Here is a 6,371-nt window from a genome sequence, read left to right as displayed (position 1 = left end):
GCGGTTCCACTCGGAACTGGAGACCGCGCCGGACGGTCTGGCTGAACCCGGACCAGGAAGACCCGCTGGTTCAACGTGATCAGCGATTAGAAACTGCCTGATTCCAGGTTCCAACAAGCTTGACAGGCATCGGGTTTTCCGTAAAGAAACCACAAAAATCTAGTCATTCCCAAAAGCTGGCCCGCCATACTTGTGATTGGCAGCGCCTTTGGTGGTACGTCAAACTGTCTGGCTTCTAACCAAAAGCTGGACAGCTGGTGCCGCCTACGGAGCCCTACCCTATTGCTGCCGTCGCTTCCTCCAGGTGGCGTCCCTGCCCCAGACACTGAAAGCTGAACAGTCACCTCCTCGTTGTGCTAACGACGAAGGCTTATCTTGGATCGCTTTACCACTCGACCATCAGGAGCCTGATGAAACCGCTCTGTCCGGAAAACGATCATTAGGCGGCCAAGCCGGACATTGTCCGAGAATAGGCTTGTTTGATGGGTTGTCGGACAATAAGATAGCCGGACAGATTAACGGACAAAAAGGCGGCCCATGGCACTGATCGGCTATGCGCGGGTCTCGACGGCGGAGCAGGACTCCGCCTTGCAGACCGATGCACTTCACAAGGCAGGGTGCGAGCGGATCTTCGATGACACCGTCTCCGGGGCCAAGGCGGAGCGACCGGGGCTGACGGCCGCCCTGGAGTTCCTACGCGACGGAGATGTGCTGGTCGTATGGCGGCTGGATCGGCTGGGTCGCTCGTTGCCGCATCTGATCGAGGTGGTCAGCACCCTGGAGGCGCGTGGTGTCGGCTTCCGGTCGCTGACCGAAGCCATCGATACCACCACGCCGGGTGGGCGGCTGATCTTCCATGTGTTCGGCGCCCTGGGGCAGTTCGAGCGTGACCTGATCCGTGATCGCACCAAGGCGGGGTTGGCCGCTGCCGCCGCCCGTGGGCGCAAAGGCGGACGAAAGCCCGTCGTCACCGACGACAAGCTGAAGCGGGCCAGGGAACACCTGGCCAATGGGCTGAACGTCCGCGAGGCTGCTGCACGCCTCAAGGTCAGCAAGACGGCCCTCTACGCCGCCTTGAAGGCCAGCCAGTCCGATGCCTCAGACCACAGTGCAACCGACTCCTGACACTCCGTGCGGTCGCCTTCTGAAAATGACACTCTGGCCAAGAGGAGCTTACCTGGTTGTCCTTTGTTGACCTCTTGGCGTTTCCCCCTCCGCCAAGGAAAAATTCCGTATGGATCTCTGGTCAATGTAGATAAGAAAAGGTTTTCTAATGTAAAATTTGAGATTCAAGATGATAAATAAAGGAGTTATTCTCATGAAGAAGTTTTTTTAGCCTCTTTCGTTTTGTGTTCTGCCATTTCAGGCTATGTTTCTGCTAATGATTTAGAGCTTAAGCGTAACGCAAAAACACTGATACAGTCAGCTGGATATAAGTGTGACACAGTAGATAAGGTTAATCAGTTTTTGATGGGTAGGGGGTTTACAGTATATTGCAATGGTTTTAGATATAGCTATGAAATGGAAGATAAAGGTGGTAGGTGGGTCATAACTCCAGAGTGATAATTATTAGGTCTTTAAATTAAAGGAGTTTATGGTATGTCTAAGCGTGGAATTTTATCAGCTTTCCTTTTTTGCTTTCCTGTTTTTGCATCTGCAGCAACACCTCAGAAAGCAGCAGATGAAGTTCTTTCTGCGAGTAGTATGGACGAAAAGTGTGAGATTTTTTTCGAGCACTTTATGGGATACGCAATCGAAGAAGATTTCTCTAGTTCAGATAGATTGATTGCTATAATTGATCGGGAGGATTCTGGCTTGGTTGATTACTGTGATGCAAGAAGGAGTAAGTATCTTAAAAGTTATTGACTGATGATTTTTAATTTTTAAAGTAAGAAATAGGGTTTGAATATTAAGCGGCGTGGATAACGCCGCTATCCCCTAGCCTCGCTGCCAATCTGGCATCACAATGTAAAGAAAACCAAGGTTTGTTTTCGTATAGGTCGCCATGGAGAGGAGGACGCATGATCATCGGCTACGCACGGGTCAGCACACAGGACCAGAATCCCCAGTTGCAGCGTGACGCGCTTCAAGAAGCCGGCTGCGAGCAAGTCTTCGAGGAACGTATCACCGGTACCAAGCGAGAGCGTCCTGAGCTGCAGGCCTGCCTGCGCACCCTACGCGACGGCGACACCCTGGTGGTGTGGAAGCTCGACCGGTTGGCTCGTTCGCTCAAGGATCTGGTGGAGCTGATCCACGAGCTGGATGACCGCGGTGTGGGCTTCCGGTCGCTGACCGAGGCGATCGACACCACCAATGCCGGCGGCAAGCTGGTGTTCCATATCTTCGGCGCCTTGGCGGAGTTCGAGCATAGCCTGATACGGGAGAGGACCCTGGCCGGCCTGGCGGCGGCCAGAGCCCGCGGTCGCAAGGGAGGACGCCGTCCGGCCATGTCAGGCGCAGACGTGCGAAAGGCGGCGGCGATGTTGGCCGATCCCGAGATTACCAAGACCGAGGTGGCCAAGCACTTCGGGGTCAGCCGGGTGACGCTGAATGCCTCCCTGGAGCGAGAGGGTCTAGCGAGAATGTGAACCACCTTGTCACCAGTCCCCGAAGTAGTTGGTTCTGTACTAGGGTGCTGGTGAGGACTTAGGTATTCTCCCTTGAGATAGGCCCGACACCCTTCTACACGACGAAACCCATCAGCTCCCTACATGCCTGAATTGACGATTGGCCGCATGGCCAAGCTCTATGGATTGCACCGCTCTACGCTCTATGAGGCTGTAGAGCGAGGCCGCGTCACTGCTGGGTTTAACGGCAAGGGGCAACGAGTGGTTGAGCTGTCGGAGATGATCCGTCGCTATGGTGAACCACCGCATCAACCGGAGGGAGTCCGACAGAACCCAACAGCTTTAACCGACACCCACCCTACACCTGGCCAGGCAGTCGATAACGTCGCCCTCCTGACACGTTTCGATGCATTGCTAGAGGTCGTGAAAGAGCAACGTGACGAGCTGAAAGCATTGCGTGAAGAGGTCCATCAGTTGCGTCGTCTGCCCGCCCCGTCGCGTGGCTCCAACACCCCTTCTCGCTCCGGCCCGTCAGCAGCATCAGAACCTTCCGTCGCCTCCAGTGAGGCGCCTATGCAGGAATCCAAAGAAAGAGATGTGACCTCGCCACGGTCCTTTGCAGACATCGCAGATCGCTTTGCAGAACGCATCGGCAAGGACTGACCGGTGATGTTTCGCGGCCAGTTTGGCTATCTTGCATAACCCCCCCCCCCCCCCCCCCCTCTTTCTTTATTTATGTATTTACGATTTTCCGTATTTCTCCATCAGCAGATCCCTGACCTCATCGGCCATCTTGCGGCCGCGCATCGCACAGTCGGCCTTGAGCTTGGCATGCAGCTCGGCGGGGATGTCGATGGTCAGTCGCTTCATCGGATCCTTGGGAGCCTCTTGGCCTCTGGAGCCAACCCAGGCATCCACGGCGGTATCGTCAGAGGCTTTCTTGGCGGAGGGCTTGCCCCTGATAGAGACCTTCTTGCTGCTCATGCGAAACGCTCCTGTAGCTCACTCACCACCGCCTCGATCTCTTGTGAGGCCACGCCATCCCGGTCCTGCTCATAGATGGCCTTGCCGACAGCGGCCGCCTCAGCGAAGGCCACACGTTGCACGATGCTGGCTTCGAGGGTCGGAAGGTCATAAGCCTCCAGGGCCTCGCGGACATCGCGCCCGATGGCGGTATTGGCAATTTTACGGTTAATTACAAATACAGATTTCAGGTTTTCTTTAAATACAGACGCTTCCTGGATGAGTTTCACGACCTCGTCGGCGGCCCAGATGTCGTAGGGCGACGGCTGCACGGGGATCAACACGATGTCGCTGGCCATGATGGCGGAGCGAGCGAGATCCGTGACGCGGGGTGGGCCATCGATCACCACGACGTCATAGCCTTCGCCCACCAGGGCAAGCTCCTTGTGGATGCTGGGCTTGGGTAGGCCGACGACAGCGAACAGAGGGTCGCCTTCTCGAGCTGCCGCCCAATCCAGGGCGCTGCCCTGCGGGTCGGCATCGATCAGCAGCACGCGCTTTCCTGTGCGTGCCAGCGCCGCGGCGATATTGACGGCGAGCGTCGTCTTGCCGACGCCACCCTTCTGGTTGAGCACTCCGATGATCACGAGTTTTCCTTAAAGCTTTAAATACGCTTTTCAGTAAAGCCGTAAAAACGTGACACGTCAATCGTGCGAGGTCATCCCGCACAGTCCGGTGCTACTGGCTTGGGTGCGATGTGCTATACTTATATAGCAAATTGCCTGTTGGAGGGCTTGAGCATGTTGGCGTTACGCCTACCTAGCGAAATTGAGGAGCGTCTTGAGGCCCTGGCCAAGGCGACCGGCCGTACCAAGAGCTTCTATGCCCGTGAGGCTATCCTGGAGCACCTGGACGACCTCGAGGACATCTACCTGGCCGAGAAGACTCTGGAGCAAGTGCGTCGGGGTGAGATGACGACCTACAGTCTGGACGACGTGGAGCGTGACCTTGGCCTGGCGGATTGAACTCACGGATGAAGCGGTCAAGCAACTCAAGAAGATCGGTCATGCGGATGCCAAGCGCATCCGCGACTACCTGCGTGGCCGTATCCAGCCCCTGGAAGACCCGCGTCAGCTCGGTAAGCCGCTGACCGGTCAGCTTGGCGAGCTGTGGCGATACCGGGTAGGCAACTACCGTCTCATTGCCAGCATCGAGGATCAGGAGGTCCGTGTCCTGGTGGTGCGGATTGGACACCGCAGCAAGGTCTACCGGTAAGGTAGAGAACCTGTATTTACGTTTTTACAGAAACAATGAAACAGGGTATGGGCCCCCAAAGTCGGCCATATTTTGGTGCTGAAGCGCCGACGAACCCGATGGAGGACGACATACGCTCATGTGGCTGCCTGCCACAATGCGGTAATCTGTACGCAACCGAGAGGGGGAGAGGCCTGGCTTCTTGCCCTAGCCTAGACAGACAAACCCCCGGACCCTCCATGCTGTGGCAGGCGGCGAGGATCCGGGGGCCAGAAACGCCTAGGAGGCGAAAATCTGTATGAGCAGTATACCCCCACTTCCGATAGTGTGCACCCTCTCCTGGGGCTTGGGCGGGGAGGCAGCATGAACCAGTCTCAGCGTGAGCTCATCGAGCAGCATGCCAAGCCGGGAGAAACCTATGAGCAGGCTTATGCACGTCTGTTTTCCTCCCAGGGTGTTCAAGGCGTCACCTCTCAATCCCAAGAGAAAGAGAAGGGCATTACATGCAGTCGTTCTGCCCTAGCCCCTGAACGTCACGCGCAGCGTGACTTCTTCATTGCTGACATCCTGGACGCCAGCCCGAAAGATGACACCGCGAGCATGGAGCACCCCCTGTTCGCTTTACGTGCTGGAAATCATAAGGTTAGGTACTACCAACATGGCGATATAACTGTTGTAGTGAAGCCTGGACATGATGGTTGTGCGACGATTCATGACAAGGATGTGTGGATTTATTGCATCAGTCAGCTCATGGAATCGATTAATCGGGGGAAAGAATCTATTAGTCGGGTAGTGCGCTTTACTGCATATGATTTCTTAGTGTCCACGAACCGTGACACTAGTGGGCGAGCATATCAGCGCATGGGAGATGCATTAGCTCGTTTAAGTGGTACAAGGATTGAGACCAATATTGAGACTAAAGGAAAGCGTGAGCGACGAGGTTTCGGGCTAATAGATTCTTGGAGTGTCATTGAGCGTGATTCTGATAATCGAATGGTTGCGGTTGAGGTAACCCTTCCAGAATGGCTCTATAGGTCGGTTGAATCTAAGCACGTGCTAACCTTAAGCCGTGATTATTTTCGCCTTAGGAAACCGCTTGATCGTCGTATCTATGAGCTGGCTCGTAAGCACTGTGGCGCACAGACAAAATGGAGTGTAAATCTTTCTAAATTGCATTTGAAAAGTGGTAGCCAAGATAAGCGTTTTAAATTCCGTGCCGCCGTAAGGGAGTTGGCGGAGGAGAATGCCTTGCCCGATTATCGTGTGAGCTTTAATGCTGAGAGTGACGTGGTCACGTTCTATGCACGAAGGTCGAAGGGGGATCAAGCACAGCTGAAGGACCTGCTGGGAGAGGGGCGATAGGGCACGTGCCTTTAGGGATGCCACGCCTGTGGATTGGCACGTGCCTTTAGGGATGCTCGCTGTGGATAGGCACGTGCCTTTAGGGATGCCACGCCTGTGGATTGGCACGTGCCTTTAGGGATGCGCATATCGTGCCTTTAGGGATGCGACCACCCTGCAAAGCCGCATGGTTACTGGGTTCCCAGAACCGTAACGCGCGCGCGGTTTTAACCAAAACCTTAAAAA

9 protein-coding genes are annotated in these 6,371 nt (G+C 55.2%); 7 read left to right on the top strand and 2 right to left on the bottom strand.

Annotated features, from left to right (window positions below; translation table 11 throughout):
• Positions 1-537 precede the first annotated feature (537 nt).
• The 4 genes from ACZ46Y_RS00180 to ACZ46Y_RS00165 all read left to right on the top strand — a co-directional run bounded on the left by ACZ46Y_RS00180 (position 538) and on the right by ACZ46Y_RS00165 (position 3,230).
• The gene (locus tag ACZ46Y_RS00180; protein ID WP_311946679.1) at positions 538-1,125 is read left to right on the top strand and encodes a recombinase family protein; all 588 of its coding nucleotides are present in this window, start codon (positions 538-540) and stop codon (positions 1,123-1,125) included.
• A 474-nt stretch (positions 1,126-1,599) separates the two neighbouring features.
• Positions 1,600-1,866, top strand: a complete 267-nt coding sequence (locus tag ACZ46Y_RS00175) for a hypothetical protein (RefSeq protein WP_311946808.1) — start codon at positions 1,600-1,602, stop codon at positions 1,864-1,866.
• A gap of 155 nt (positions 1,867-2,021) precedes the next feature.
• The gene (locus ACZ46Y_RS00170) at positions 2,022-2,588 is read left to right on the top strand and encodes a recombinase family protein (RefSeq protein WP_311946811.1); all 567 of its coding nucleotides are present in this window, start codon (positions 2,022-2,024) and stop codon (positions 2,586-2,588) included.
• 123 nt (positions 2,589-2,711) lie between these two features.
• Positions 2,712-3,230 (top strand): hypothetical protein, encoded by a 519-nt coding sequence (locus ACZ46Y_RS00165; protein ID WP_460541405.1) that lies wholly within the window; start codon positions 2,712-2,714, stop codon positions 3,228-3,230.
• Positions 3,231-3,308: 78 nt separating this feature from the next.
• Here ACZ46Y_RS00165 and ACZ46Y_RS00160 read toward each other — a convergent pair whose 3' ends face one another.
• Positions 3,309-3,551, bottom strand: a complete 243-nt coding sequence (locus tag ACZ46Y_RS00160; RefSeq protein ID WP_311946815.1) for a hypothetical protein — start codon at positions 3,549-3,551, stop codon at positions 3,309-3,311.
• Positions 3,548-4,177: a ParA family partition ATPase gene (gene parA / locus ACZ46Y_RS00155; protein WP_311946817.1), complete on the bottom strand. Its 630-nt coding sequence runs from the start codon at positions 4,175-4,177 to the stop codon at positions 3,548-3,550. The genes ACZ46Y_RS00160 and parA overlap by 4 nt, the downstream gene beginning before the upstream one ends.
• 153 nt (positions 4,178-4,330) lie before the next feature.
• Here parA and relB point away from each other — a divergent pair, with 153 nt between their 5' ends.
• The 3 genes from relB to ACZ46Y_RS00140 all read left to right on the top strand — a co-directional run bounded on the left by relB (position 4,331) and on the right by ACZ46Y_RS00140 (position 6,146).
• Positions 4,331-4,555 carry a type II toxin-antitoxin system RelB family antitoxin gene (relB, locus tag ACZ46Y_RS00150; protein WP_311946819.1) on the top strand — a complete coding sequence of 75 codons (225 nt, stop codon included), beginning with the start codon at positions 4,331-4,333 and terminating at the stop codon, positions 4,553-4,555.
• Entirely contained in the window at positions 4,539-4,805 is a 267-nt protein-coding gene (locus tag ACZ46Y_RS00145) for a type II toxin-antitoxin system RelE family toxin (protein WP_311946821.1), read from the top strand. The genes relB and ACZ46Y_RS00145 overlap by 17 nt, the downstream gene beginning before the upstream one ends.
• Before the next feature lie 342 nt (positions 4,806-5,147).
• Positions 5,148-6,146 (top strand): replication initiator protein A, encoded by a 999-nt coding sequence (locus tag ACZ46Y_RS00140; RefSeq protein WP_311946823.1) that lies wholly within the window; start codon positions 5,148-5,150, stop codon positions 6,144-6,146.
• Positions 6,147-6,371 lie beyond the last annotated feature (225 nt).

The organism is Halomonas garicola, assembly GCF_055382465.1.
The sequence above is the reverse complement of the archived record's forward strand: the minus strand, read 5'-3'. Positions and strand labels throughout refer to the sequence as shown.

What these genes read in the sequence shown, in the direction of transcription:
- ACZ46Y_RS00140 (WP_311946823.1), top strand. Translation starts at nt 5,148, where the DNA reads ATGAACCAGTCTCAGCGTGAGCTCATCGAGCAGCATGCCAAGCCGGGA.
- relB (WP_311946819.1), top strand. Translation starts at nt 4,331, where the DNA reads ATGTTGGCGTTACGCCTACCTAGCGAAATTGAGGAGCGTCTTGAGGCC.
- ACZ46Y_RS00160 (WP_311946815.1), bottom strand. Translation starts at nt 3,551, where the DNA reads ATGAGCAGCAAGAAGGTCTCTATCAGGGGCAAGCCCTCCGCCAAGAAA.
- ACZ46Y_RS00175 (WP_311946808.1), top strand. Translation starts at nt 1,600, where the DNA reads ATGTCTAAGCGTGGAATTTTATCAGCTTTCCTTTTTTGCTTTCCTGTT.
- ACZ46Y_RS00170 (WP_311946811.1), top strand. Translation starts at nt 2,022, where the DNA reads ATGATCATCGGCTACGCACGGGTCAGCACACAGGACCAGAATCCCCAG.
- ACZ46Y_RS00180 (WP_311946679.1), top strand. Translation starts at nt 538, where the DNA reads ATGGCACTGATCGGCTATGCGCGGGTCTCGACGGCGGAGCAGGACTCC.
- ACZ46Y_RS00165 (WP_460541405.1), top strand. Translation starts at nt 2,712, where the DNA reads ATGCCTGAATTGACGATTGGCCGCATGGCCAAGCTCTATGGATTGCAC.